This window comes from Micromonospora salmantinae, assembly GCF_022230905.1.
In the GTDB taxonomy this organism is placed as follows: domain Bacteria; phylum Actinomycetota; class Actinomycetes; order Mycobacteriales; family Micromonosporaceae; genus Micromonospora; species Micromonospora salmantinae.
Window position 1 is genome coordinate 83,041 of sequence record NZ_JAKKFG010000017.1, and the last position, 24,456, is coordinate 107,496.

At 70.3% G+C, this 24,456-nt stretch carries 25 protein-coding genes and 1 tRNA gene; 15 read left to right on the top strand and 11 right to left on the bottom strand.

The genetic code is table 11. From position 1 onward, the window contains the following. Window positions 1–75: 75 nt before the first annotated feature. Window positions 76–2,910 carry a type I DNA topoisomerase gene (gene topA / locus PSH03_RS15150; protein ID WP_238689505.1) on the top strand — a complete coding sequence of 945 codons (2,835 nt, stop codon included), beginning with the start codon at window positions 76–78 and terminating at the stop codon, window positions 2,908–2,910. A 78-nt stretch (window positions 2,911–2,988) separates the two neighbouring features. Here topA and PSH03_RS15155 read toward each other — a convergent pair whose 3' ends face one another. Then, on the bottom strand, window positions 2,989–4,305 hold the full coding sequence (locus PSH03_RS15155) for a D-arabinono-1,4-lactone oxidase (RefSeq protein ID WP_238689506.1): 1,317 nt from the start codon (window positions 4,303–4,305) through the stop codon (window positions 2,989–2,991). Between the two features lie 226 nt (window positions 4,306–4,531). On the opposite strand from PSH03_RS15155, the gene PSH03_RS15160 reads away from it, so the two are divergent. Next, window positions 4,532–5,137 carry a TetR/AcrR family transcriptional regulator gene (locus PSH03_RS15160; protein WP_210783978.1) on the top strand — a complete coding sequence of 202 codons (606 nt, stop codon included), beginning with the start codon at window positions 4,532–4,534 and terminating at the stop codon, window positions 5,135–5,137. 52 nt (window positions 5,138–5,189) lie between these two features. Here PSH03_RS15160 and PSH03_RS15165 read toward each other — a convergent pair whose 3' ends face one another. Then, on the bottom strand, window positions 5,190–6,398 hold the full coding sequence (locus tag PSH03_RS15165; protein WP_210783977.1) for an amino acid deaminase/aldolase: 1,209 nt from the start codon (window positions 6,396–6,398) through the stop codon (window positions 5,190–5,192). A 307-nt stretch (window positions 6,399–6,705) separates the two neighbouring features. Between PSH03_RS15165 and tmk the strand changes: the two genes are divergently transcribed. The 6 genes from tmk (at window position 6,706) to PSH03_RS15195 (ending at window position 12,688) form a co-directional block, all read left to right on the top strand. Beyond that, entirely contained in the window at window positions 6,706–8,805 is a 2,100-nt protein-coding gene (gene tmk / locus PSH03_RS15170) for a dTMP kinase (protein WP_210784023.1), read from the top strand. After that, a complete protein-coding gene (locus tag PSH03_RS15175) occupies window positions 8,805–10,067 on the top strand; it encodes a DNA polymerase III subunit delta' (RefSeq protein WP_210783976.1) in 1,263 nt (420 codons plus the stop codon). Before tmk ends, PSH03_RS15175 begins: the two co-directional genes overlap by 1 nt. 122 nt (window positions 10,068–10,189) lie before the next feature. Beyond that, entirely contained in the window at window positions 10,190–10,519 is a 330-nt protein-coding gene (locus PSH03_RS15180) for a YbaB/EbfC family nucleoid-associated protein (RefSeq protein ID WP_053659404.1), read from the top strand. 1 nt (window position 10,520) lies between these two features. Continuing rightward, window positions 10,521–10,826, top strand: a complete 306-nt coding sequence (locus PSH03_RS15185) for a type VII secretion target (RefSeq protein ID WP_112602113.1) — start codon at window positions 10,521–10,523, stop codon at window positions 10,824–10,826. Next, complete coding sequence (locus tag PSH03_RS15190; protein WP_210783975.1) at window positions 10,826–11,506, top strand: hypothetical protein; 681 nt, start codon at window positions 10,826–10,828, stop codon at window positions 11,504–11,506. Before PSH03_RS15185 ends, PSH03_RS15190 begins: the two co-directional genes overlap by 1 nt. A 342-nt stretch (window positions 11,507–11,848) precedes the next feature. Further along, on the top strand, window positions 11,849–12,688 hold the full coding sequence (locus tag PSH03_RS15195) for a PSP1 domain-containing protein (RefSeq protein WP_210783974.1): 840 nt from the start codon (window positions 11,849–11,851) through the stop codon (window positions 12,686–12,688). A 164-nt stretch (window positions 12,689–12,852) separates the two neighbouring features. Here the strand turns inward: PSH03_RS15195 and PSH03_RS15200 are convergent, their stop codons facing one another. Then, window positions 12,853–14,607, bottom strand: a complete 1,755-nt coding sequence (locus tag PSH03_RS15200) for a metallophosphoesterase family protein (protein ID WP_210783973.1) — start codon at window positions 14,605–14,607, stop codon at window positions 12,853–12,855. Window positions 14,608–14,751: 144 nt separating this feature from the next. Between PSH03_RS15200 and PSH03_RS15205 the strand changes: the two genes are divergently transcribed. Then, window positions 14,752–14,825: transfer RNA gene (locus PSH03_RS15205), tRNA-Thr, on the top strand. 149 nt (window positions 14,826–14,974) lie between these two features. Here PSH03_RS15205 and PSH03_RS15210 read toward each other — a convergent pair. The 5 genes from PSH03_RS15210 to PSH03_RS15225 form a co-directional block, all read right to left on the bottom strand. Next, a complete protein-coding gene (locus PSH03_RS15210) occupies window positions 14,975–15,556 on the bottom strand; it encodes a hypothetical protein (protein ID WP_210783972.1) in 582 nt (193 codons plus the stop codon). 192 nt (window positions 15,557–15,748) lie between these two features. After that, on the bottom strand, window positions 15,749–17,026 hold the full coding sequence (locus tag PSH03_RS15215; protein WP_238689507.1) for a glycosyltransferase: 1,278 nt from the start codon (window positions 17,024–17,026) through the stop codon (window positions 15,749–15,751). Then, entirely contained in the window at window positions 17,023–17,214 is a 192-nt protein-coding gene (locus PSH03_RS33045; RefSeq protein ID WP_372494761.1) for a hypothetical protein, read from the bottom strand. The genes PSH03_RS15215 and PSH03_RS33045 overlap by 4 nt, the downstream gene beginning before the upstream one ends. A gap of 50 nt (window positions 17,215–17,264) precedes the next feature. Continuing rightward, window positions 17,265–17,639, bottom strand: a complete 375-nt coding sequence (locus tag PSH03_RS15220) for a tetratricopeptide repeat protein (RefSeq protein WP_238689508.1) — start codon at window positions 17,637–17,639, stop codon at window positions 17,265–17,267. Then, on the bottom strand, window positions 17,639–17,986 hold the full coding sequence (locus PSH03_RS15225; RefSeq protein ID WP_238689509.1) for a hypothetical protein: 348 nt from the start codon (window positions 17,984–17,986) through the stop codon (window positions 17,639–17,641). The genes PSH03_RS15220 and PSH03_RS15225 overlap by 1 nt, the downstream gene beginning before the upstream one ends. A 102-nt stretch (window positions 17,987–18,088) precedes the next feature. Between PSH03_RS15225 and PSH03_RS15230 the strand changes: the two genes are divergently transcribed. Then, window positions 18,089–19,681 (top strand): hypothetical protein, encoded by a 1,593-nt coding sequence (locus PSH03_RS15230; RefSeq protein ID WP_238689510.1) that lies wholly within the window; start codon window positions 18,089–18,091, stop codon window positions 19,679–19,681. Window positions 19,682–20,257: 576 nt separating this feature from the next. Here PSH03_RS15230 and PSH03_RS32875 read toward each other — a convergent pair. After that, window positions 20,258–20,590 carry a patatin-like phospholipase family protein gene (locus tag PSH03_RS32875; protein ID WP_308194384.1) on the bottom strand — a complete coding sequence of 111 codons (333 nt, stop codon included), beginning with the start codon at window positions 20,588–20,590 and terminating at the stop codon, window positions 20,258–20,260. Here PSH03_RS32875 and PSH03_RS32880 point away from each other — a divergent pair. Beyond that, entirely contained in the window at window positions 20,543–20,698 is a 156-nt protein-coding gene (locus PSH03_RS32880) for a hypothetical protein (RefSeq protein ID WP_238689537.1), read from the top strand. The two genes, PSH03_RS32875 and PSH03_RS32880, sit on opposite strands and share 48 nt — an antisense overlap. Before the next feature lie 175 nt (window positions 20,699–20,873). On the opposite strand, the gene PSH03_RS15245 is transcribed toward PSH03_RS32880, so the two are convergent. Beyond that, entirely contained in the window at window positions 20,874–21,518 is a 645-nt protein-coding gene (locus tag PSH03_RS15245) for a class I SAM-dependent DNA methyltransferase (protein ID WP_210783967.1), read from the bottom strand. Between the two features lie 71 nt (window positions 21,519–21,589). Here PSH03_RS15245 and PSH03_RS15250 point away from each other — a divergent pair, with 71 nt between their 5' ends. Then, the gene (locus PSH03_RS15250; protein ID WP_210783966.1) at window positions 21,590–21,997 is read left to right on the top strand and encodes a VOC family protein; all 408 of its coding nucleotides are present in this window, start codon (window positions 21,590–21,592) and stop codon (window positions 21,995–21,997) included. A gap of 31 nt (window positions 21,998–22,028) precedes the next feature. Beyond that, window positions 22,029–22,583: a DUF4240 domain-containing protein gene (locus tag PSH03_RS15255; protein WP_238689511.1), complete on the top strand. Its 555-nt coding sequence runs from the start codon at window positions 22,029–22,031 to the stop codon at window positions 22,581–22,583. A gap of 31 nt (window positions 22,584–22,614) precedes the next feature. Here PSH03_RS15255 and PSH03_RS15260 read toward each other — a convergent pair whose 3' ends face one another. Continuing rightward, entirely contained in the window at window positions 22,615–23,232 is a 618-nt protein-coding gene (locus PSH03_RS15260; protein ID WP_238689512.1) for a pyridoxamine 5'-phosphate oxidase family protein, read from the bottom strand. Window positions 23,233–23,398: 166 nt separating this feature from the next. On the opposite strand from PSH03_RS15260, the gene PSH03_RS15265 reads away from it, so the two are divergent. Both PSH03_RS15265 and PSH03_RS15270 read left to right on the top strand, forming a co-directional pair. Beyond that, window positions 23,399–23,902 (top strand): DUF2231 domain-containing protein, encoded by a 504-nt coding sequence (locus PSH03_RS15265; protein ID WP_210783963.1) that lies wholly within the window; start codon window positions 23,399–23,401, stop codon window positions 23,900–23,902. Continuing rightward, on the top strand, window positions 23,902–24,453 hold the full coding sequence (locus tag PSH03_RS15270; protein ID WP_112677659.1) for an Hsp20/alpha crystallin family protein: 552 nt from the start codon (window positions 23,902–23,904) through the stop codon (window positions 24,451–24,453). The genes PSH03_RS15265 and PSH03_RS15270 overlap by 1 nt, the downstream gene beginning before the upstream one ends. Window positions 24,454–24,456: the final 3 nt, after the last annotated feature.

Below are 24,456 nucleotides of genomic sequence, written 5' to 3' on the forward strand. Positions count from 1 at the left end.
TGCGACGGCGGGGTCGAAAGCGGTCGCTGTCCGGGCGCCGGCAGGCCACGAGCAGGAGTGAGGTCGGGGAGAGACGTGCCGAGCAACGCTGGAACCACCCGTCTGGTCATCGTCGAGTCACCGGCGAAGGCCAAGACGATCTCGGGCTACCTTGGCCCGGGGTACGTCGTGGAGGCCAGCTTCGGTCACGTCCGCGACCTGCCGCGCAACGCCGCCGACGTGCCGGCCAAGTACAAGAAGGAGCCCTGGGCCCGGCTCGGGGTGGACGTCGACAACGGCTTCCAGGCGCTCTACGTCGTCTCCGCCGACCGTAAGCAGCAGATCAGCAAGCTGGTGAAGCTGGCCAAGGAAGTCGACGAGATCTTCCTGGCGACGGATGAGGACCGCGAGGGCGAGGCCATCGCCTGGCACCTGGTCGAGACGCTCAAGCCCAAGGTCCCGGTCAAGCGGATGGTCTTCCACGAGATCACCAAGCCGGCGATCCAGGCGGCGGTGGCCAACCCCCGGGAGATCGACCGCGATCTGGTCGACGCCCAGGAGGCGCGCCGGATCCTCGACCGCCTGTACGGCTACGAGGTCTCCCCGGTGCTGTGGAAGAAGGTCATGCCGCGGCTCTCGGCAGGCCGGGTGCAGTCCGTGGCGACCCGCATCGTGGTCGAGCGGGAGCGGCAGCGGATGGCCTTCCGCACCGCCGAATACTGGGACATTCTGGCCACCCTCGCGGTGGCCAACGCCGGTGAGGGCCCGCGTGCGTTCAACGCCACCCTGATCGCTCTGAACGGCGACCGGATCGCCACCGGTAAGGACTTCGAGCCGACCACCGGTCGCGTGAAGCCCGGCGCTGGCGTCGTGCACCTCGACGAGAGTGGCGCCCGGGGGCTCGCGGCCCGGCTGGAGGGGCGGCCGTTCACCGTCACCCGGGTCGAGGAGAAGCCCTACCGCCGTCGCCCGTACGCGCCGTTCATCACCTCGACCCTCCAGCAGGAGGCGGCCCGCAAGCTGCGCCTGTCCTCGCAGCAGACGATGCGCACCGCGCAGCGCCTGTACGAGAACGGCTACATCACCTATATGCGTACCGACTCGGTCAACCTGTCGGAGACCGCCATCTCGGCGGCCCGCCGACAGATCGTCGAGCTGTACGGCGAGCGCAGCGTTCCGCCGGAGCCGCGCCGCTACACCGGCAAGGTGAAGAACGCGCAGGAGGCGCACGAGGCGATCCGCCCGGCGGGGGACAACTTCCGTACCCCGGGCGAGGTGGCCAAAGAGCTGTCCGCCGAGGAGTTCAAGCTCTACGAGCTGATCTGGCGGCGCACCATCGCCTCGCAGATGACCGACGCGGTCGGCTCCAGCGTGTCGGTGCGCATCCGAGCGGTCTCCACCTCGCAGGAGGAAGCCGACTTCGGCGCGACCGGCAAGACCATCACCGACCCGGGCTTCCTGCGCGCCTACGTCGAGTCCAGCGACGACGAGAACGCCGAGGCCGAGGACGCCGAGCGCCGGCTGCCCACCCTGGTCAAGGACCAGCCGCTGACCGCCGACGAGCTGGCCGCACAGGGCCACCACACCCAGCCGCCGTCGCGCTACACGGAAGCGTCGCTGGTCAAGGCCCTGGAAGAGCTGGGCATCGGCCGCCCGTCCACCTACGCGTCGATCATGCAGACGATCCAGGACCGGGGGTACGTCACCAAGCGCGGCCAGGCGATGATCCCGACCTTCCTGGCCTTCGCGGTGATCGGGCTGATGGAACGGCACTACCCACGCCTGATCGACTACGACTTCACCGCCACCATGGAGAACGAGCTGGACGAGATCGCCGGCGGTGACCACGCGGCGGTCGACTTCCTCACGGCGTTCTACTTCGGCAGCTCCAACGGTGCCGGCGACCAGGACATCGCCCGTTCCGGCGGGCTCAAGAAGCTGGTCACCGAGAACCTCAGCGACATCGACGCCCGCAGCGTCAACTCCATCCCGCTCTTCACCGACGACGACGGCCGCGAGGTCGTCGTGCGGGTCGGCCGCTACGGGCCGTACCTGCAACGGGAGCTGCCCGGCGGCGAGCAGCCGGCACCGGCTTCGGGTGAGGGCGAGGAGGGTGGCACCCAGGGTGACCGGGCGCCGATCCCCGAGGGCCTGGCCCCGGACGAGCTGACCCCGGAGAAGGTGCACGAGCTGTTCCTGGGCGGCAGCGGCGAGCGCAAGCTCGGCGACGACCCCGGCACCGGCGAGCCGATCGTGCTCAAGTCCGGCCGGTTCGGCCCGTACGTGTCCAGCGGCGAGCGGAAGTCGTCGCTGCTGCGTACGCAGACCCCGGACTCGCTGACTCTGGAGGAGGCGCTCAAGCTGCTCAGCCTTCCCCGGCTGATCGGTGTCGCGCCGGACGGCGTCGAGGTCTTCGCGAACAACGGTCGCTACGGCCCGTACGTCAAGCGGGGCGAGGAGTTCCGTTCGCTGGAGTCCGAGGACCAGATGTTCACTGTCGGCCTGGACGAGGCGCTGGCTCTGCTGGCCGCCCCGAAGGCCCGTGGACGGCGAGCCGCAGCACCGCCGTTGCGCGAGATGGGCGTGGACCCGGCGACCGAGAAGCCGTTGGTGATCAAGGACGGCCGGTTCGGCCCGTACGTGACCGACGGGGAGTTCAACGCGTCGCTGCGGCGCGGGCAGACGCCGGAGGCGCTGACCATCGAGGAAGCGTCCGAGATGTTGGCCGAGAAGCGGGCGAAGGGTCCAGCGCCGCGGAAGAAGGCGGCGGCGAAGAAGGCGCCCGCGAAGAAGGCGACGGCCACCAAGAAGACGGCCGCCGCCAGCAAGTCCACTGCCGCGAAGAAGGCCACCACGGCCAAGGCGACGGCGGCGAAGAAGGCCCCGGCGAAGAAGGCCGCCCCGCGCAAGGCCGCGACCAGCACGGAGTAGCCCTCCGCTCTACGAGATCTTGGAAAGAATGTGCCCCTGGGGCGGCTGTTTCCTTCAAGATCCCCTAGACCAAGGCCGTCAGACCCCGAGGACGTGGTTCAGGTGGGGGTTGGTGAAGACGCGGTGGGGGTCGAGCCGGTCGCGGACGGCCTGGAAGTCCGCGAAGCGGGGGTACGCAGTGGCCAGCGAGGCGGCGTCGCGGTAGTGCAGCTTGCCCCAGTGCGGGCGACCGCCCAGCCCGGCGGCCACCTGCTCGAAGGCCCGGAAGTACGGCTCGTACGGCATGCCGACGTACTGGTGCACGGCGATGTAGGCGTTGTCCCGGCCGTAGCCGTGCGACAGCCAGATGTCGTCGGCGGCGGTGAACCGCACCTCCACCGGGAAGAGCACCTTGAACGGCAGGCCGTCCACGATCCGCTGGAGCGCGGCGAGCGCCTCGGGCAATGCCTCGCGGGGTAGGCCGTACTCCATCTCCACGAAGCGGACCCGGCGCGGCGTGCAGAAGACCCGGTCGGAGCGTCCGGTGTACTGGCGTTCGGTGAGGGCGCGGGCGGAGACCGCGCTGATCCCCGGGGCCAGCGCGGGCACGGCCCGGCCGAGTCGGCAGGCGCCGGCGAAGACCCGGTTGGACAGGAAGTCGTCGTCCACCCAGCCGCGCCAGCGGGGCAGCGGCCTGTCGTTGGCGGGTACCCGGTCGTTGGCCTTGACCTGGACCCGGGACGTGTACGGGAACCAGTAGAACTCGACGTGGTCGTGTCGGCCGATCAGCTCGGGCAGTTCGCCGAGCACGTCGGCCAGCTCGGCCGGGCGTTCGTGGGCGCGCAGGACGAAGGCGTCCACGCAGCGCAGGGTCACCTCGACCAGGACGCCGAGCGCGCCGAGTGACACCCGGGCGGCGGCGAGGACGTCGGGATGTTCGTCGGCGGAGCAGCGCAGCACCTCGCCGGTGCCGGTGACCACTGTGATCGCCTCGACGAAGGTGGAGAGGCACCCGTAGCCGGCTCCGGTGCCGTGGGTGCCGGTGGAGATCGCACCGGCGACGGTCTGCGCGTCGATGTCGCCGAGGTTGGGCAGCGCGAGGCCGTGCCGGGCGAGCAGGCCGTTGAGCGCGTGCAGGGTCATTCCCGCCGGCACTGTGACCAGTCGGTGGGCGACGTCCACGCTGACAGTGGTGTCCAGGTCGGACAGGTCCATCCGACGGTCGTCGGCGAGCGCGACGGCGGTGAACGAGTGACCGCTGCCCGTCACCCGGATCCGACCGCCGTCGGCGGCAACAGATCGGACGGCTTCTGCGACATCGGTCGGCGAGCCGGGGCGCAGGATCGCGCTGGCGCTGCCACGCTGGTTACCGGCCCAGTTGGACCATCCAGCCCCGAGCGGTGCGGTGCGGACCATGCGCACTCCTCATTCATGAATATGAACTGACTTCATATCAGGAACGTTCTAGCTGGTAAATACCGCAATTGCGATCCGCTCGTTGTACCGGTAGTCACGGACTCGTGACGTGGAGATATGTTCATCCGTCGAAGGGGGGTGGCGCAGAGTGTCCACACCAGCCGCCACGACCGGGCCGCTGCGCCGCGTACCGGTGCAAGGTCGAAGTGTCGCGCGGGTACAGCGCATGTTGGATGCCTGCGCCGAACTCGTCGACGAGGTGGGGTACGAGGGGCTGACCACCACCCTGCTCGCCGAGCGGGCCGAGGTGGCGATCGGGTCGGTCTACCAGTTCTTTCCGGACAAGCGGGCGATCGTGCAGGCGTTGACCCTGCGGACGATGGAGTCCTACCTCCAGCGCCTCGACGAGCGGTTCGCCTCCGACGAGATGACCCACTGGTGGGACGGCGTCGACGCGGGCATCGACGAGTACATCACGATGCACCGCACCGTCCCCGGCTTCCGTACCCTGCACTTCGGCGACGTGGTCGACCTGCACCTGCTCGACGAGCAGCGGGACAACAACGGCGTGATCGCCGATCAGTTGGCCCGGGTGCTCACCGAGCGTTTCGGGCTCACCGACGTGCCCAAGCTGCGCTTCGTGCTGGAGATCGCGGTCGAGGCCGCGGACGCGCTGATCAAGCTCGCGTTCCGTCGGAAGCCCGAGGGCGACGAGCGGGTGCTGCTGGAGGCGAAGGCGTTGATCCGGGAGTACCTGCACCGCCAGGTCGACGGCCCGGACAACGGCCGGTCGACAGTCGGCAAGCAGGCTGGGGCGCCCCAACCCGCCTGAGTCGGCGCGGGGCGAACGGGCCTCGGCCGGCGGTGAGGGCAGCTGTCCGGTCTCAGAGGAAGGCCTGCCCCTCACCCCGGTAGGTGGGGACGGTCGCCACCACCGCGTCGCCCTCGACCAGGTGCAGCTCGTTGACCCGTTCACACAGCTCACCTGCCTTGGCGTGCCGGAACCACACCCGGTCGCCGATGCGCAGCCCGGCCGCCGCCGCTCCGGACAGCGGAGTCTGCACCTCGCCGGCGCCCTCGGTGCCAACCAGCTTCAGCCCCGCCGGTAGCCACGGCCGGGGCAGTCGACTGTCGGCGGCCGGGCCGGAGGCGATCCAGCCACCGCCGAGCACCGTCGCCAGCTCCGGCGTCGGTCGGCGGACCACCGCGCAGGCGAAGAACGCCGCAGGGGTGGGCCGCCAGGCGCGGTACGCGTCGAACAGCGTCGGCCCGTACAGGCCCGATCCCGCGGTGATCTCGGTTACCGCGGGATCGGCGCTGGTCGCGGCAACGCTGCCGGTGCCGCCGCCGTTGACGAATTCCAGGTCGGCGTGCTCGCGTACCGCGGCGACCGCCGCGCCACGGCGGGCCAGCAACTCGCGGTACGACCCGCGCTGGGCCAGCCTGATCGCGCCCGCCAGCAGCGTCCTGCCCGGCGGCGCGTCACCCAGGCCGGCGATCTGCGCCTCGTACGACATCAGCCCGACCAGCCGGAAGCCGGGCCGACCGGCGACGGCTGCGGCGAGCGCGCCGGCCGCCCGCGCGCTGTGCACCGGTGAGCGGCGGACGCCGACGTGCACCCGACCGCGCAGCGGTCGCCAGGAGGCGTCCAGATCCAGGCAGAGCCGTAGCTCGGCGCGCTGCCCCGGTGCCGTGACGGCGTCGATGAGGTCGAGTTGGCCGGTGCTGTCGATCATCAGGGTGATCGCGGCGGCGAGCGTCGGGTCGGCGCCCAGTTCGGTGAGGGCGGCCCGGTCCGCGCTCGGGTACGCGACCAGCACGTCGTCGCTGACGCCGGCGCGGACCAGCCAGATCGCCTCGGGCACTGTGAAAGCCATCACGCCCTGCCAGCCGGGCCGGGCGAGGGCTCGACTGATCAGCTCCCGGCTGCGGACCGACTTGCTGGCGAGGCGGACCGGTTTTCCGGCGGCGCGATCGGCCAGGGCGACCGAATTGGCGTCGAAGGCGGTGAGGTCGACCACCGCGTACGGGGGGTCGAGGTGGGCAGTCGCCCGATCCAGGCGCTCGCGAAGTTTGTCGCTTTCGATGGCCACGTGTGCACGCTAACTGTCTGACGGAGAATGCGAAATACCCTCGCGTACGTCCGGGCTGCGGTCGGTACCTCCGGCGGCCTAGGCTCAGCGAGCAGGAGAATGTCGCCCGGGGGGTGGCCCCCACCGGGTCTAGAGTGTTGCACCGGAGGTGCCCAGCGATGGGCCGGCACGTGGAGGTACGGCCATCGAAAGCCAGAACAGCGGCGAGTCGCCCGGCGTGTCGCGCTCGGGTGACCAGTCGGGCAGCGCCGCCAAGCAGCCCAACGGCGGTCAGGCTGATCCGTCCGGTTATGCCGCGATCCGGTCAGTGCTGCGCATCCGGCCGTTCCGACGGCTCTGGATCGTGCTCGGCGCGGCCTCCTTCGGTGACTGGCTCGGCCTGCTGGCCACCGCGCTCTTCGCCGCCTCGCAGGTGCAGGGCAGCACCGCCCAGGGCGCCGCGTTCGGCGGGGTCACCGCGATCCGGCTGCTGCCCGCGCTGGTGCTCGGCCCGGTGGCCGGCGTCTTCGCCGACCGGTTCGACCGGCGCTGGACGATGGTCATCTGCGACCTGCTGCGCTTCGTGCTCTTCGCCTCCATTCCGCTCTACGCCCTCAGTGGCGCCGCAGGTGGCCTGGTGGTCGGCTGGGCGCTGATCGCCACCTTCCTGATCGAGTCGCTCACCCTGCTCTGGATCCCGGCCAAGGAGGCCGCGGTCCCGAACCTGATCCCGCGGGCCCGGCTGGAAGCGGCCAACCAGCTCACCCTGATCACCACCTACGGCCTCACCCCGGTCGCCGCCGCCATCGGCCTTGCCGTGCTCGACCGTGGCGTCCGTGGTGCCGTCGGCGGCGACCTGCCCTCCTGGGCCGAGCCGGCCCAGCTCGCGCTCTGGATCAACTCCTTCTCCCGGCTCGCCACCGCACTGGTGGTGGCATTCGGGATCAAGGAGATCAGCGAGGCTCAACGCGGTGAGGCCGAGCGTGCCGAGCAGAGCATGTTCCGGCAGTTCTCCGAGGGCTGGAAGTACATCGGCGAGACCCCGCTCGTCCGTGGCCTGGTGCTGGGCATCTTCGGCGCGTTCGCCGGTGGCGGCATCGTGGTCGGCACTGCCAAGTTCTTCGCCAACTCGCTGGGCGCCGGCGACGCGGCGTTCTCACTGCTCTTCGGTGCCATCTTCGTCGGCCTGGCGCTCGGCATCGGGCTCGGCCCGATGATCGTCAAGGAGATGTCCCGGCGTCGCTGGTTCGGCATGAGCATCGTGCTGGCCAGCGCCGCGGTGATGACCCTCGCCTTCGCCATCCACCTGTCCATGGCGATCGTCGGCGCGGTGCTGGTCGGCGCCGGTGCCGGGATGGCCTTCCTGGCCGGCACCACGCTGCTGGGCGGCGAGGTGGCCGACGAGGTGCGCGGCCGGGTCTTCGCTGTGGTGCAGATCGGCACCCGGCTGGTGCTGATCCTGGCCATCGGGCTGAGCAGCGTGTTGGTCGGTGTCGGCGGCTCCCGCAAACTGACAATCGCCGACCTCGGCATCTCCGTCTCCTCCACCCGACTGCTGCTGCTCGCCGCCGGTGCCGCCGGCATCTTCGCCGGGATCAGCGCGTTCGGCCAGATGGACGACAAGAAGGGCGTCCCGGTCCTCGCCGACCTGTGGGGCTCCATCCGGGGCCGTCCGCTGATGCCCGCCGAGCCGTTCGTCTCCGCCGGGCTCTTCGTGGTCTTCGAGGGCGGCGAGGGCGCGGGGAAGTCCACCCAGCTCACCGCGCTCTCCCAGCGACTGCGCGGTCACGGCCGAGAGGTAGTGGTCACCCGCGAGCCGGGGGCCACCGGCGTCGGCCGGCGAATCCGGTCGCTGGTGCTGGACACCTCCGGCGACGACGCGCCATCCCCCCGGGCCGAGGCGCTGCTCTACGCCGCCGACCGGGCGCACCACGTGGCCACAGTCGTCCGACCCGCGCTGGTCCGGGGCGGCGTGGTGATCAGTGACCGGTACGTCGACTCGTCCCTGGCGTACCAGGGCGCCGGCCGGACGCTGCCCGTCGACGAGGTCTCCTGGCTCTCCTCCTGGGCCACCGGTGGGCTCAAGCCCGACCTGGTGGTGCTGCTGGACGTCGAACCGCGCACCGGCCTGTCCCGGGTGGCCTCGCGCAACACCGGCACCGACCGGCTGGAGGCCGAGTCGGTCGCCTTCCACGAGCGCGTCCGGTACGCGTTCCTCGACCTCGCCGCCGCCGACCCGAAGCGCTACCTGGTGCTCGACGCGTCCCGGCCGGCCGACGAGATCACCGGGCTGGTGGTCCGGCGGGTCGAGGAGATGCTCGGCAAGCCGGGCGGCATCGTGCACCCGCGGCCGGCGCAGGGCCCGGACACCTCGGTGCAGCCTGAGTTATCCGACGCGGAGCTGGTGACGATGGAGCACAAGACCTGATGCCGGACGTCTTCGCCGACCTCGTCGGTCAGGACGAGGCGGTGGTCGAGCTGCGGCGCGCCGCCGCCGCAGCAGCCGCCGTGCTGCGCGCTGGGGCGGCCGCGTTGGTCGCCGCCGGCCCGGCCAGCGGTAACGAGTCCGTGGCCGACGACGCAGTGACCGGCGGGGTGGACCCGTCCACCGGGATGACGCACGCGTGGATCTTCACCGGGCCACCCGGCTCCGGCCGCTCGGTCGCCGCGCGGGCGTTCGCCGCCGCACTCCAGTGCGCGCACGGCACCGGCTGCGGTGAGTGCCCCGGCTGCCACACCACGATGGGCGGCACCAACGCCGACGTGCGGATGGTGGTGCCCGAAGGGCTCTCCATCGGCGTCGGCGAGATGCGCGCGCTGGTGCTCCGCGCGGCCAGCACCCCGTCCGGTGGGCGCTGGCAGGTGGTGGTCATCGAGGACGCCGACCGGCTCACCGAGGCCGCCGGCAACGCGCTGCTCAAGGCGATCGAGGAACCCCCACCGCGGACGGTCTTCCTGCTCTGTGCCCCGTCCACCCACCCGGACGACATCTCGGTGACCATCCGGTCACGCTGTCGGGTCGTACCCCTGCGGCAGCCGCCGGCCGCCGATGTGGCCGAGGTGCTGGTTCGTCGGGACGGCATCGCCCCCGACGTGGCGCAGTGGGCGGCGGCGGCCGCGCAGGGTCACGTGGGTCGGGCCCGCCGGCTGGCCCGCGACCCGGAGGCCCGCAAACGACGCGAGGCGGTGCTCGCGGTGCCCCGCCGGCTGACCGGTGTCGGCGCGGCGTTCGACGCGGCGTCGGCGCTGATCGAGGCGGCCGAGGCGGAGGCCGAGGCGTCGGTCACCGAGGCCGACTCGACCGAGCGGGCGGCACTGGAGACCGCGCTCGGCGCGGGCGGCACCGGCCGGGGCGCGGCCGGCGCCATGCGAGGCGCTGCCGGGCAGCTCAAGGAGCTGGAGAAGCGGCAGAAGTCCCGGGCCACCCGGGCCCAACGGGACGCACTGGACCGGGCGCTGGTCGACCTCGCGGGCTTCTACCGGGACGCGCTCACCATGGCGCTGAGCGCACCCGTCGCCCCGGTGCACACCGACACGGCCGCGTTGGCCGGCGCCGGCGCGCAGAAGTGGGACGCCGAGGGGTCGCTGCGCCGGTTGGAGGCCGTGCTCGCCTGCCGTGCGGCGATCGAGGCGAACGTCAAGCCGCGGATCGCGGTCGAGGCGATGATGCTCGCCCTCTGGAAGGGCTGACCCGCACTTCCCGGCCGTTGTCCACAGGCATCGACAGGCCCGATTGCGGTGCGGTACGGTCCCTGTGCCGTGGTGACGGTGGCACCACACTGAGTGATGGATCACCCGGGAGGAGTCGGCCGATGCCGCGGGGGGAGATCGACGAAGCCTGGATCGAGGAGGCGGTGCGACGCTACCGCCGGATCGAGTCCCTCCAGGCCGAGTTCGACCAGGCGGTGTCGACCGTCGAAGTGACCGTCCGCTCGCCGGACGGCCTGGTCGAGGTGGTGGTCACCGCCGGTGGACGGATCACCGACGTCCGGTTCCTCGGGCCGTTGCACAGCCGAAGCCCGCGCGACGTGGCCGGTTCCGTGCAGGCCGCGGTCACCGCGGCGGCCGACGCCGCCGAATGGGCCCGGGAAAAGCTGCACAACGAGACGTTCGCCGCCTACCGACCGCTCGCGGGGGCCTGAGATGGACACACTGCGCGCGCTCTCCGCCCGACTGGACGAGGCGAGCGCCACGCTCACAGTCGTTTCGCACACCGTCACCGCCGGCGATCCGGCCCAGGCCGCGTTCGGCGCCGACGCACCGGGCCGCCCGGGCGAGATCGGTCGGGCGCTGCACCGGCAGTGGACCACCGCCACCGACGACCGGGCCCGGGAGGCCCGCGCCGCGGCCGGTCGACTGGCCGCCGCTGCGGCTGCCGTGCGGGAGGCCGCCGACCGCTACGCCGAGGTCGACCGGGCGGCCCGCCGCCGGCTCACCGGGGAGCCGTGATGGACGCGCTGGACCGGCTCGCCGAACCCGGCCTTGACCTGCTCCGCCGGGTGGACAGACTGATCGCGGCCGGCGTCCCCGAGGGGCACCGGGTCTGGCCGCTGCTGCGCCGCATGCAGGTGCTGCCGGGCGACGCGGTCCGCGGCTTCCTCGACCTGCACCCGGTGCCGCTCGCCAGCGCCGGCTACGCGGTGCGCCGGCTCGTCCGGGGGTACGACGACGTCTCCGCCGCGCTCACCGACTCGGTGCTCTGGTCCGGGCCGGCCGCCACTGCGTACGGGCAACAGCGGGCGGCGCTGCTGCGCCACCTCGACGAGGGGCCGGACAGCCTGGTCGGGCGACTCGAATCCACAGCCGGTTACGCCGACGCCCTCGCCGACTGGGTGGAGGGCAGCCGTCTCGCGCTGGCCCGCACGTTGGCCGACGTGCTCCGCTCGGCCGAAGCGGTAGCCGTGGTCGCCGCCACCGCGACCGGCGCGTCGACGCGGCCCGGGCCGGTCGGGCCCGGTGTGGCCGACGCCGCCGAGATCGCCGCACGGGTGCTGGCGGTGCTCTGCGTCGCGTACGACGGTGCGGAGACGCTGCTGCGTCAGTGGGCGCCGAGCCTGGCCGAGACCGCGTGGCGTCCGCCAACGGACGGACGACCCCGCTACGACCAGCCCACCCGGGTCGGCTGGTAACGGAGCCCGGCCCTCCGGCCGTGGCGGTGTTGCCCCGGATTTCGATCCTCCGGCCGTGGCCGCGTTGCCTCGGACAGGCCACGGCGTCGCTCGTGGGCGCCTGACCTGAGCCGGCGCCCACGGCGACGCCGTGGTCTTCCCCGTGCACCCCCCGCAGGTCTTCCTCCACTCAACGCCGCCGAGGCACGTCTTGTCTCCTGCCCGGCCCCGGATTCAACCGTCCGGGCGAGCAGCAACGGCACGACGGGACGCCCGGCAATAGGTCGAGTCGACGGTCATGAATGGCAGCGGCGCGTAGGCGGGCGGTGCGCCTTGCGCCGTGACCCGTCGTAGGGTGGGGGGATGGGCATGCTCTGCGCGGTCAGCTTCAACCGGTACGGGCGGCTCTACTACCTCGACCCGGGCGAGTTGCGTCCGCAGGTGGGCGACCGGGTGCTGGTGCCCACCGATGACGGGCCCGAGGTGGCGGAGTGCGTGTGGGCCGCGCAGTGGGTGACCGAGGAGACCGACGGCTTCCCCCGCCTGGTCGGGCTGGCCGGTGATGACGACCTCCGCCGGGACGAGGCGTTGCGTCGGCGCAAGGCCGAGGCCAAGGTGGCCGCGAAACGGCTGATCCGCTCGCACGGCCTGCCGATGAAGGTGGTGGCGGTCGACCATGTGCTCGGCTCCGCCGAGAGCGGCGGTGAGCGCAGCACCGTCTACTTCACCGCCCCGCACCGGGTGGACTTCCGGTCCCTGGTCCGCGACCTGGGCGCGACCCTGCACTGTCGGGTGGAGCTGCGCCAGCTCTCCGCACGCGACTCGGCGCGGGTGCAGGGCGGCATCGGCTCCTGCGGTCGGGACCTGTGCTGTGCCACCTTCCTCACCGACTTCGAGCCGGTGACCATCCGGATGGCGAAGGACCAGGACCTGCCTCTCAACCCGCTGCGCATCTCCGGCGCGTGCGGGCGGCTGATGTGCTGCCTCAAGTACGAGCACCCGCTGTACCAGCGCTTTCAGGAGACCGCCCCGTCGGTCGGCAGTCGGGTCTCCACCCCCGAGGGTGACGGCCGGGTCGTCGGCCACAGCGTCCCGAGAGACGCGGTGACGGTACGCCTGGACGCGGACGGCTCGCGCTCAATGTGCTCCCGCGCCGACGTCTGCGGTTCCCGCCAAGCCCACGACCAGCAATACACCCCCTAACCCCGCGCCCGTTCCTCTCCGGCCCGGCTCCCCGGCTCCCGCCCGCCGCTTAGCCCAGTTGATCAAGAAGTTTGCGTCAGGAATCGGGTCGGTCATGACGCAAACCTCTTGATCAACTCGGGTGGGGGTGGGTGGGTGGGTGGGGTGGGTGGGGTGGGGTGGGGTTAGTGCAGGACTGTGGGGGGTTCGGTTAGGTGGGGGGTTAGGGGGGTTTTGGGGATCAGCCAGCTTTGGGTGGGCGACTGGTCGGGGTTCACCTGCCAGTCGCGGGAGACCCGGTCCACCCCCAGCGGGTAGATGGTCAACGTGCCGTCCGGGTCGATACGCAGTCGCAGGAACGACTTCGAATCCTCGATGCCCTGACCGGCGAAGAGTTCATTGACGTTCACTCCGAACGAGCCCGCCACCAGCAGGTACGCCGCCACCAGTTGGCTGGCGACCAGGCCGATCACCGGGCCGTAGAGCACCGCCGCGGCGACCGCCGGCAGCGGCCACGGCCAGTCGTAGAACGGCAGCGCCAACCAGACCCAGGTGCCGGCCGCCCCCAGAGCCACCTGCGCGACGCCGTGGCCCACGCCGAGGATCCAGTGCCGCACGTGGCGTTTGCCGCTCGCGCTCGGCGGCTTGGCGAACAGGGCCGCCGCGATCACCGTCACGAGCACCATCACCACCAGCGGGACGCTGAACAGCCGCTGGTTGGTGCTGTCGGCCCAGTTCGCCGTCGCGCCCGCCATGGCCAGCATCAGCAGGGTGTGCAGGGTGCCGAGCAACGTGGTGAAGCCAGGATTGCGCAACGGCAACCGGGGGAAGATGCCCCAGCCGTAGCGGCGCGACCGCGCGGCGTCCGGGTAACGGGCCACCAGGTCGTACGGCTGGGTGGAGCTGGCCCTGCGGGCCAGCGTGTCCCGCGGTGGCACCTCGATGCGCTCCGGCAGCTTGTGCGTGGGGTAGAGGTAGGCGCCACCACCGCCGCAGGTGATCAGCTGCCGGTCCGGCCCTGAGTAGCGGGCGTAGTGGTGCAGGTCGCCCGAGAGCAACAGCCGCACCCGCGCCCCGGTTGGGTCGATGATCGTGCGGATGAAGTAGTCGATCGAGTCGTACGCCGTGGGGTTGTCGGCGGCCTTGACCCAGGTTGGCGCCGGCGTCGCGATGATCACCTTCGACTCCGGACCGAGCCGCCGGGCCACCTCGTCGAAGTAGGCCAGCTGCGGGTCGTCCAGGTACGAGCCGGACTGGTCGTCCACGCCGAGCAACCACCAGCCGGCCGGCAACTCCACAGCGAAGTACGACCGGGACTGCCCGGTGCCCCAGCCCGCGAAGTTGCGGTCCCGGGAGCGGACGAACAACCGCAGGAACGCGGTGAGGCCGTCGTACCAGTCGTGGTTGCCCGGCACCGCGAAGAGCGTCGGCTTCTCGGCCGGCGCTACCGGCAGCGCGGCCTGGTAGGGGCCCTTGCACCGGTCCTCGTACGCGGCGTAGGCCGCCGACGGGTACACCTGGTCGCCGCCCATCACCAGGGTCTGCGCCCGGGGCAGGCGGTGCCCGTCGACGGTCAGCTCGGGCTGCGCCAGCAGGTACGCCACCGAGTACGTGGCGTTGAAGCCGTCACCGAGGTCGGCCACGTAGTCGAGCCACAGCCCACCGTCCGGCCCGACCTGGCGGAAGACGCCGTCGCCGAACGCGTTCTGCAACTCGCGCTTGTCGAGGTACGCCCCGAAGAGCACCGCCAGCAGCGTCCGGATGCCGGTGCTGATCAACAGGAACGGCGCCAGCCACGGCACCGGTTTGCGCGGCGTGAAGCCTAACTCCAGCGGGTCGGTGCTGCGCGGCCGATGGGCGGCGCGTTCACCGGCCGGCGCGCGGTCAGGGCGTTCGGTCGTCTCGTCCTGACGTTCGGGGTGGTCGCGTTCGTCGCTCACCCGCCGCAGCGTAGTCCCGGACCCGATCATCCGCTGTCCGGTAAGCGTCCAGATGGCGGCCGATGTCCGGTTGGTGCTGGCCAGCGCGGCGGGGGTATCCCGTTCGGTCGGTGCCGCCGGGGTGCCGTACACTTGCTGATCGTTGCCGCCTTAGCTCAGTCGGCTAGAGCGACGCACTCGTAATGCGTAGGTCGACGGTTCGATTCCGTCAGGCGGCTCGGTAGCGAAGCCCAGGTCATTGGCCTGGGCTTCTGCCGTTTCTCGTGGTCCACGGCAGCGCCGCCGGACGTGCCAGTCCGCAGACAGTCCGTATCCCGCGCAACGACCGCGGGATCCCCTCAGGCCCTTGGCCCCCCGTTGTCACGTCTCACCCATCTAGACCTGCTCGCAAGCACAGGAGCGAAGCCTGGAAGTGCCAGCCGCTTGCGTGCAGGGCTACGGGGTGATGGACCTCTTTGATCTGCCTATCGGCGGTCTCTACTGAGATGCGCATCGACAACGGTTCGTCCCGGACTTCGAGCGGGCACTGAAGCCGCAGCTTGACGTCGAGCCAGCGGGTGCTGCCGGGGCGCAACGGCTGGGACTGGCCGACGTTCTGAATCAGGACGCCAGATGTCTGCGCTTGCACCGCGCGTATCGTGACCGGCAGAGGGCCAAAGTTGGTCACTTCCACCGACCCGTCCACTTCGGCGACGCCCTTGGTAACGACGCCATCGGAACGGGCCGACCCCGGCATGACGACGAGTGCGACCGACGCGGCCCGTTCCCGCTGCTCACGTAAGTCTCGCAACTCGTTGACACTGATCCCGCCCAGCAGCAAGCCGACCAGGAAGACGGCGACGAGGCGCAGTTGGGCCTTCTTGAGCGCACGACGACGGGTAGTGGTGGGACCTGATTCGGTCGGCACATGGTTGTGCTCGTCGAGATCGATCACGCCATGCTCAGGCATTGCGATAGCTTAGGGGCCTCGGTCCCTAACGCGTGGCCCATGCCGGTAGCCGATGCCCAGGACAGTCACCGTCGGCCACGAACGGTCACGCGGTTGGGTGCCTTGGCCTACCCACCAGGCCCTCATCGGCCACGATCTTCGTCGTTCCAAACTGGCGCTCCGGGTCCCAGCGCCAGCTAAGCCGCGTGATGGTCAAATGTTCAGCAGGCCGCCGTTGCGCACGACGTCGTCCTTGATCGCTATCAGGTTCGCCGAGACGTACGGGATGTTGTGCGCCTGGTGCCATTCGCTCGGGAAGTACGTCACCAGCCGCGACGCCTGAAACCGGCATTTGATTTCAGGTACGAACCGAGAATACTTGGCGTCCGTGAAGTACCAGAACGAGTTCTCGTTGTAGAACGCCACATGCGTCGGATCCTGGTAGGCGCCTCGACCGTCGGTGCTGGGGGTCAGCGACAACAGCATGCCATTCGGTGCGAGTAGTCGGTACAGCTCATTGAACAGTGCGATCTTGTCCGGGATGTGTTCCAGGAAGTCCACCGCTCGAATGACACCGACGCTGTTGTCCGGCAGGTCCACGCCTTTCGTGATGTCGCAGACGATGTCCACACCCGACCCGTCGTGGCAATCCAGACCGAGATACCCTTCCGGCTTGTTGTGCGCGGCGCCCAGGTCGAGCGCCAGGAGCCCCTGCCGCCGTGACCAGGCCAGCACATTATGTTGAATGTTCCGGTCATAGATCTCCACCGTGCGCTGCTGGATGCGAGCGTTGACATCTGGAATGCGCTGCGTGTTCTTGGCATGCATGCGTTGGAGGTACAGGCATTTCTGAATGTGATGGAACTCGCTCACCTGGTACATCCGAGCCATGAGATCGGCGTCGTCCGCAACGTCGAGCGACTCGTCGTACCCGCCGACCTTCTCGTAGATGTCCCGGCGGAACGCCCGTACATGGTTCGGTGCGTACCAGATGTAGCTCACGTTGTGTGGCGTCGGCGGCAGTGCCCGGCAGACCAGCACTTCGCGGCCGTCCACCTTGTCGTCGTAGTGCCGCCAGCCGAACGAGCTCGCGAAACGGTCCTCAGAGCGGCCACCGTCCTCCTGGATCTGCGCGGTGTCGCTGTAGACGAACCCCACCTCCGGGTTGGAGTCGAAGGCGTCGACGATCTCTTGCAGACAGTCGCTGCTGAGCAGGTCGTCGTCGTCGAGCTCGACCAGGATGTCACCGGCAGCCTCGGCGCAGGCGTACCCCTTCACCGCGCCGACGCCGTTCAGGTTGTCCTGGACAATGAGCCGGATCCGATCGTCGTGCCTCTCGGGTCGCCAACGCGACCCCTGATTGAGGATGACCACCCATTCCCAGTCGGTGAAGGTCTGCGCGACGAGCGATTCGAAGCATTCGTCGATGAAGCGGGTGCGGTTGCTCCCCGTGAACACCGTTACGCGAGGTGTGCGCATGGAGACAATCACCGACCCGCCGAAGTCGAGGATCGAGCGGTAGGGGTCGGGCGGTACTTCGCGGGAACGGCTGAGGTGAGCCCCTTGTCCAGACGGATCGCCGCCTTGAAGGCGTCCCGCGCTGCTGCGTCCTCGCCAGACTGGGACAGCAACATGCCCAGTCGGAGGTAGGCGGTTGACGACTTGTCGTCGATCGACACGACCTTGCGGTAGATGTCTATCGCCGTCGTCGGCGCCTTGCCTTCCAGTGCTATGGCCTGTTGTAAAGGGCCGGCTTGTAGTTGGCGTCGGCCGCCAGTGCCTTGTCGTAGTTACTGATCGCCTCGTCGGCTTGATTGCGCGACTGGGCGATGTAGCCCAGGTTGAACCAGGCGAACTTGTTGTCGGCCTCGGCGTCCAGCAGCTTCTCGAAGGTGGCCTTTGCCGCGTCGAAGTTGCCGGCCTGGCCCTGCTCAAGACCGAGCTTGAGCAGATCCGCCGGCGTAGTCTCGGCACCGTTCGTCTGGTCGGTGCTGCCGGCGTTGTTCGTCTGCGGCTTTTCGGCAGGCTTGTCGCTGCATGCCGTGACTCCGGTCAGCAGGACCGCACCGCAGGCGAGCGACCCGAATATCTGACGCATGTTCATTACTCCTCCTCGACGGTGACGGGGCGGTTCGACCTGCTGTTCGGCCGGTTGGTGTCGCTACTGTTTGACGTCGCCCGGCCCGAGGTGTTGGACGGAGCCGTCAACGCCAGCGGTGTGGCGAGTGAAATGCAGGAGACCCAGATGTCGGCGCCCCCGCCGGTGAAGGTGAACTGGTAGCCACTGACTGAGAGCGGCTGGATGAGCACAGGGTTGACGCCTGCTCCCGAGAGCTGGTATCCGGTTCCGACAGCGATATCTCCGGCCTGGCAGCCGAAATCGACAGGGGTGTCTGCGATCACGGTCAGCGGGCCCTGAATGTAGGCGGCCTCGATTCCGTTGCCCGCCACGCCCTGCGGGCCCTGGGCACCCGTGGCGCCCTGCGGTCCTGGTACGCCCTGAAGTCCTTGTGCCCCCGTGTCTCCCTGGGCGCCCTGCGCACCTTGGAAGCCTTGGACGCCTGGAGCGCCTGCGTCGCCTTGTGGGCCCTGGGCGCCGGTGGCGCCTTGTGCGCCCGCGTCGCCCTGAGCGCCGGTGGCACCTTGGAAGCCTTGGACGCCTTGTGCGCCCGCGTCGCCTTGTGGGCCTTGGGCTCCGGTGGCGCCTTGAGCGCCTGTGTCGCCCTGCGTGCCCTGCGCGCCGGTGGCGCCTTGGAAGCCTTGGACGCCTTGTGCGCCCGCGTCGCCTTGTGGGCCTTGGGCTCCGGTGGCGCCTTGAGCGCCTGTGTCGCCCTGCGTGCCCTGCGCGCCGGTGGCGCCTTGGAAGCCTTGAGCACCTTGAGCACCCGTGTCGCCCTGCGGTCCCTGAGCGCCGGCGGCGCCTTGTGCGCCCGCGTCGCCTTGCGGGCCTTGTGCGCCTGCGTCGCCCTGAGCACCGGTGGCACCTTGGAAGCCTTGAGTACCCGCGTCGCCCTGCGGGCCTTGGGCGCCGGTCGCGCCTTGAGCGCCTGCATCGCCCTGCGTGCCCTGCGCGCCGGTCGCGCCTTGGAAGCCTTGAGCACCTTGAGCACCGGTGTCGCCTTGCGTGCCCTGAGCACCGGTGGCGCCTTGGACGCCTGGAGTGCCCGTGTCGCCCTGCGGGCCTTGGGCGCCGGTGGCGCCTTGTGCGCCTGCGTCGCCTTGTGGGCCTTGGGCGCCGGTCGCGCCTTGAGCGCCTGCGTCGCCCTGCGTGCCGGTGGCGCCTTGGAAGCCTTGAGCACCTTGAGCACCGGTGTCGCCTTGCGTGCCCTGAGCACCGGTGGCGCCTTGGACGCCTGGAGTGCCCGTGTCGCCCTGCGGGCCTTGAGCACCGGTGGCACCTTGGAAGCCTTGAGCACCCGCGTCGCCCTGCGGGCCTTGAGCACCGGTGGCGCCTTGTGCGCCTGCGTCGCCCTGCGGGCCTTGAGCGCCGGTCGCGCCTTGTGCGCCTGCGTCGCCCTGGGCACCTTGGGCTCCGGTGGCACCTTGTGCGCCTGCGTCGCCCTGCGGGCCTTGAGCGCCGGTCGCGCCTTGTGCGCCTGCGTCGCCCTGAGCACCGGTGGCACCTTGGACGCCTGGAGCGCCCGTGTCGCCCTGCGGGCCTTGAGCGCCGGTGGCGCCTTGAGCGCCGGTGGCGCCTTGTGCGCCTGCGTCGCCCTGAGCACCGGTGGCACCTTGGAAGCCTTGAGCACCCGCGTCGCCCTGCGGGCCTTGAGCGCCGGTCGCGCCTTGAGCGCCTGCGTCGCCCTGCGGGCCTTGAGCTCCGGTGGCACCTTGTGCGCCTGCGTCGCCCTGCGCGCCTTGGGCTCCGGTGGCACCTTGTGCGCCTGCGTCGCCCTGGGCACCTTGGGCTCCGGTGGCACCTTGAGCGCCGGTGGTGCCTTGGAAGCCCTGCGCGCCCGCGTCGCCCTGGGCACCTTGGGCACCCTGGGGGCCTTGAGTGCCATGCTTGTCGTGCGGGTAGTCGCCCTTGTCCTTGTCGTGACCACCCCATGGGCTCTGCCAGCCCTGTGGGCCGTAGTCCGTTTGCCCGTCGGGATACTGGTCCCACGAATCGCCGGGTCCGTCGTCGTCTTGGCGAACAGTTGACCAGGATGACGGCCACGCGCCGTGTTGGCCGAGCGGACCGGGCGTACCGATGTGTACGTCCTGTGCGGACGCCTTCGTCTCCACCGGCGGAGCTGCGGCTGCGGGTCCACCCGTCATTCCGACTACCAGTAGGGCGGAGCTCAGCCCTGAAGCGGCCCGGCCATGGTTCCGGCTGCGCCGCAGCCGTCGATTGTTACTCATGACCCTTCCAGAGCCGCCCCGGATGCACCCAGAGCTACCCATTAGTCACCTGACGCTACTTCTTGGGCGAGTCGTAGCGTATTCGACTGATTGGCCGGTCGAGAGGGGTTTTAGCCGTACTTGGGTACATTTAGGAGAAGGTGGAACTTACTTGCGATAGCTGCATAAGCCCTGGCCATCGCGTTGCGGGTCGTCGATTCCAAGGACTCGTCACGTTCGACGGTGGATGAACCGCCATGACCCGAAGGCTGAGGCATCAGCCTCGCGCTTCCCGCCCCGGCGTTGTCTTCGCAAGCGTGGCGGCCACTCGGGGCGCCTCGCGTCGGCCCTGATCGCGGGCTGCGGCCACGAGCGCGGGCACGACGGATCGGTCCATCACACTGGTCCCCTGCGCTCGTTTGGAGGCCGTATCCCGGAGCAGCAACTCCACCCGGCGGCCCGTTCCGAGCGCCGCTCGCTGTTTGTCGATACGCGCCCACGGGCCGATCGCGGCGGTGCTCGGTGCGAGGGCGATGGCCGGGCCGTTTCCGGGGCGAGGTCGAGGTTGAGGGTCGATCGCATGCCGCCGTCCAGGTAGCGGAAGTCGCCGATGCTGACCGGGGCCGCGGAGGTCGGCATGGCGCAGCTTGCGGCGACGGCGTTCACCAGGGGGACGCCGTCGTGCCGGGTGATGGTGCGGCTGGCGCCGGTTTCGGTGTCGACGACCACGATGCGAAGGGCGAGTCGACCGAGGCGACGAGCGGCCTGCTCGGGGCTGCGCGCGAACAGTTGTGCCCGCGCGAGCCGAAGCAGGTGGAGCAGGCCCAGTGCGGGTGAGGTTTCGTGTGCGACACCGCCGTGCTGGCGCTCGAAGAGTTCCGCGAGTGGGGTGCCACCGCCACCGAGCACCCAGACGGGCCGCGCGTCGTCAGTCGCCTCACTCGCGTCGAATACTGCTAACGCCGTACGCAGTTTAGGCTGACAGTGACGAGGAAGGATTGACAACGGGCGATCAGGGCTCCCGTCGTCCGACGATGATGCCGCCGAGCCGGCTCTCCGCCGAGGTGACGGTGGTCTGCGAGTCGACAGTGAACCCGCTCTGGCGTAGCCAGGCCGCCACCTGGGCAGGCTGCCGACGATGGACGCGCACGTTCATCGGGTGGCCGCCGTAGCCGTCGGTCTTGAGGGTGGTCTCGTCGCCCACGTGGAAGCCGAGCAGCAGCGGGCCACCGGGGCGCACCACCCGCCGGAAGTGCGCTAACACGACGCCGATCTGGTCGTCCGGGATGTGGATGAGGGAGTACCAGGCGACCAGGCCGGCGACCGAGCCGTCGGCCAGATCGAGGTCGGTCATCGAGCCGACCTCGAACCTCAGCTCAGGATGGTCACGGCGGGCCACGTCGATCATTCCGGGCGAGAGATCGATCCCGAAGGCGTCGACGCCGAGCGTGTGCAGGTGGGCGGTGATTCGCCCCGTCCCGCAGCCCACATCCGCGACCGGCCCGCCGCCGGCACCCCGTACGAACTCGGCGAACGATGCCAGCGCGGCTTGTTCGTACGGTGCCTCCGCCAGGAGGTCACGTACCAGGTGCGCGTAGCTGACCGCGACCGTGTCGTAGGAGGTGCGGGTCGCAGTCAACCACTCGTCTACGGTCACGAGTCCAACGTTAATTCAGCGACACACTGATGCCTCACCTACCCGGACCGACAGTTTGGAGGCGTCCACCCATGACTTCCGCGCCGGTGATCGTGAGTTTGCCCATCGCTGACCGGGCCACCTCCTACCGCTTCTATCGCGACGGGCTCGGCCTCGACGCCGTGGGCGAGTTGGCCGACGACGGCATCCCGGAGCCGTTGCAGTTCGTGGTCAACGACGGGCTGCGGCTGATGCTCATCCCGACCGGCGGCTTCGGTTGGGTGATCGGCCGGCACGAGGTCGCCCCGAGGGGCCAGAGCGAATGTCTGCTCAACCTTGGCGTCGCTTCGCCGACCGAAGCGGACGCGCTCGTCGAGCGGGCGCGCGCTGCCGGCGCCGAGATCATCACCGAGGCGGCAGACCAACCCTGGGCGTACGCGGGCGTCTTCGCGGACCCGGACGGTCACTTGTGGATGGTGTCCGCCGATTCGGAGTCCTGAAACCGTCGGTGGTGGTGGTTAGGGTCCGGCAGTGACCGTGACCACCGATGCCCCTGGGGCGCTGCCCACCCCCGCCGACGAGGCCCGGCTGTGGGCACTCATCGAAGCTGCCTGGGCCGAGTTGGGTGCCGAGCCCCTGGCGCTGCGGCAGGCCCTCATCGAGCGCGACCCCGCCGACGACGGCGGCCATGACGATGGCGGCCCGTCCTACGCGATCGACGCCTGGCTTGATGCCTTTCTGGATCGCCTCGGGCACCTGACCGCCGAGCTGACCGGGCGGGAGCTGACCGACCTCGACCGGGTGGTGGAGCGCAAGCTGCACGACATCGATCGGGAGGACATCCACGAGGTGACCGACGGGTCGGACGACGGCTTCCTCTATGCCCGAGGTTTCATCGTCGCCCTGGGGCGGGCGTACTACGAAGCGGTCCGCGCCAACCCCGCGATGGCGCTGCTGGACGCCGACTGCGAAGGCATGTGTTATCTCTTCGCGCACCTGCACAACGACCGGTTCGGTGCGTGGCCGGAGACCGGCTCCGGGATCTCCCGGGAATCGTTCGGCAACCCGGCCGGCTGGTCGGCCTGACCGGCACCAGCCCGGGTCACTCGGTGCGGATTCAGACGTAGATCTTCGTGGCGTACTCCGGGCCGTAGTGCCGTTCCAGGTCTTCGAGGCTCTCCCTCGGGGCCTCGACCTCCTTGATCAGGCGTGCCCGGGACGGCAGTGCCTCCGGCTGCCAGGTCTCCGGCCGCCACAGCGCGGACCGCAGGAACGCCTTCGCGCAGTGGTAGAAGATCTGCTCGATCTCCACCACCACGGCGAGCACCGGCCGGTGCCCCTTGACCACCATGTCGTCGAACCAGGGCGCGTCACTGACCAGGCGGGCCCGCCCGTTGATCCGCAGCGTGTCGGTCCGCCCGGGGATCAGGAAGAGCAACCCGATGTGCGGGTTGTCGAGGATGTTGCGGTAGCCGTCGGCCCGCTTGTTGCCGGGCCGCTCGGGCAGCGCGATGGTCGTGTCGTCCAGCACCAGGGCGAACCCGGCCGGGTCGCCCTTGGGCGAGACGTCGCAGCTGCCGTCCGCGCCGGCGGTGGCCATCAGACAGAACGGTGAGGCGCCGAGCCACTCGCGGTCCCGTTCGTGCAGCCGGGTGCGTTCCTTGTCGGCGGCCCGCGCGTTGGGCACGCCGAGCAGCTCGCGCAACTCCTCGTGTGAGGTGATCTCCACCGTCACGTTGATCCTCCCTCAGCCGTTGACCCGGTGGCGGGCACCACCGTCGTCAGCCTAGGCCGCTGTGACCAGCGCGAGGTTTGTGCCTGGTTGCCGGGGGTACGGCCTCACCCGACGCGCTCGCCGCACGAGACCGTTCCGCAGGACGCCGACCAGTGGAGGCCGGGAGATGGAGAGCCGACTCAAGGTGCTGGGTCACCCAGTCCATCCGATGCTGGTGATGTTCCCGGTCGCGCTGCTGGCCACGGCGGTGCTGTTCGACGTGGTGGACACCGTCGGTGGTCCCGACTTCCTCGGCGAGGTCGCGTACTGGAACATCACCGTCGGGCTGATCGGCGGCCTGCTCGCCGCGGCGGCCGGCACGTTCGACCTGCTGGCGATCCCGACCGGCACCCGCGCCAAGCGGGTGGGTCTGCTGCACGCGGGCGCCAACGTCGCGGTGATTCTGCTCTTCGCCGCCGTGTGGGCGGTGCGGCTCAACGCGGATTCCCGGGCCGCCGGCGGGGCACTGGTCGCCATCGAGGTGGTCGCGCTGGCGATTCTCGGCATCAGCGCCTGGCTCGGTGGCGAGCTGGTCGACCGACTCGGTGTGGGCGTCGACAGCGATGCCGGCCTGGACGCGCCCAGCTCACTACGGCCGCCGACGGCCACCCAGCGGATCGGAGAGGTGTGATGAGCGAGCAGCAGTTCGGCGGCTTCGGCCGGGGGTGGCGCGGTAGCCGGCAGCAGGGCTGGGACCCGATGGGGGAGTTGCAGTCGCTGCGGTCCGAGTTGAGTCGCCTGGTCGGTGGTCGCGGCGGGGCGTCCGACGTCGAGTTGACCGAGACCTCGGACGGCTGGGAGGTCGTCGTCCGGCTGCCCGGAGTGGCGCCGGAGGAGGTGGCCGTCGAGTTGGACGACCGCGAGTTGTGCGTGCGGGCCCGCTCGGAGGCGGAGGTCAACGCCGACCAGGGCATCCCCGGCGGTTTCGAGACGCGCGGCTTCGAATACCGGGTCAACCTGCCGGCGCGGGTCGACCCGGACACCATCGACGCGGTGATGGACCACGGCCTGCTCCGGGTCCGGCTGCCGCGGGCGACCCGGCCCGCGCCGCGCACCATCACCGTCGGTCGCACCGGGCCGCGCTCCGGCGACCTTTCCACGGGTACGCCGATGCCAGCCGATCCCGCAGCGGACCGGGAGCTGCACCGCCCGGACACCGCCGGCGAGATCGACCGGCCGTAGCGG